Raw genomic sequence first — 1,291 nt, forward strand, 5'->3', positions numbered from 1 at the left:
CGGCCGCGGCGTCCCAGGTGCCCACCATCAGCCGTCCGTCGGCCAGCCACGTCCCGGCCAGCGCGGGCCCGAGGGCCTCGGTCACCGCGGGCACCAGCGCCGCGGCGGCGTCCTCGCCGACCGTGACCGGGGGGAGCGCCGGGCCCGCGGTCGCCGGCACGGCCACCCCCACACCGATCGCGACGGTGCCGAGAGCGGCGAGCAGGAGGCGGTGCGGGCGACGCAGAGACACGAGCGGTCCTTCGGGCGAGCGGAGCGTGACACCCGGCCCAACGACGCCGCTCCGCCCGGGTCACGGCCCGCAGGCGGAGGACACTCCTCCGACAGGGGTGGACGTCCGTCCGTGCCCGAGGTCTCCCCATGAGGACCAAAGCCCCTACTGTCCGTCTACCTATACCGCAAATTGTGCATGTTGATTGACCCCGAAAGGGTGCACCGGAAAGGTTGATCGCAGGCCGGGGCGCGGCCGAGCGGACCTGCCGGCAGCGCCGACCACCACCGGCGGAGGACAGCGCGACAGTCGCACCGCCCGACCTCTCCCGGGTCGGGCGGGCGGTGCCGGCGCCTGACGCGGCCCCGGGTCGCGACCGAGGAGAGCTGGGCAGATGCACGACGGACCCGTGGCCATCGCGACCGCACCCGAGGACGCCGCCGAGGAGGCCGACCACCGGCAGGCGGCGGACCTCCTCCCGCCGGAGATGCTGGCCGCGGCCGTCGCCGGCGACGAGCGCGCGGTCGCGCTGCTCCTGGCGAAGGTGCACCCCCAGGTGGAGCGCTTCTGCCGGGCCCGGCTGGGCCGGCGCGATACGATCCTCGGCTCGGCCGACGACGTCGCGCAGGACGTCTGCATGGCCGTGCTCTCCGTGCTCCCGGCCTACCGGCCGTCGGGGATGTCGTTCCGGGCGTTCGTGTTCGGCATCGCCCGGCACAAGGTCGCCGACGCGTTCCGGGCGATGGCCCGCAACCGCTGCGACGCCGTCGAGGAGCTCCCCGAGCGGTTCAGCCGCGAGGACGACCCGGAGCAGGTCGTGCTCGACGCCGAGCGCAACGACCGCCTGTCCGAGCTCATGGGCCTGCTCGGCCCGCGCCAGGTCGAGATCCTCACGCTGCGCATCGCGGTCGGGCTGAGCGCGGAGGAGACCGCCGACGCGCTCGGCTCCACCCCCGGCGCGGTCCGCGTCGCCCAGCACCGCGCGCTGCAGCGGCTGCGCCGCGAGCTCGAGGACCGCGCGTCCCGCCGGGCCGGCGTCCGGGTCGTCGCCGTCCCCGTCCCGCGGACCCCCGTCCGCAC

1 protein-coding gene and 1 pseudogene are annotated in these 1,291 nt (G+C 76.1%); one reads left to right on the plus strand and one right to left on the minus strand.

The window, feature by feature from the left end; translation table 11 throughout:
* Positions 1 to 232 (minus strand): annotated as a pseudogene (locus NH602_RS30930) (S1 family peptidase); the annotation flags it as partial.
* A gap of 466 nt (positions 233 to 698) precedes the next feature.
* Here NH602_RS30930 and shbA point away from each other — a divergent pair.
* Positions 699 to 1,291 (plus strand): RNA polymerase sigma factor ShbA (shbA, locus tag NH602_RS30935; protein ID WP_253069704.1); only part of this gene is annotated, 593 nt, incomplete at its 3' end.

The organism is Pseudonocardia sp. McavD-2-B (assembly GCF_024124365.1).
Lineage (GTDB): Bacteria > Actinomycetota > Actinomycetes > Mycobacteriales > Pseudonocardiaceae > Pseudonocardia > Pseudonocardia alni.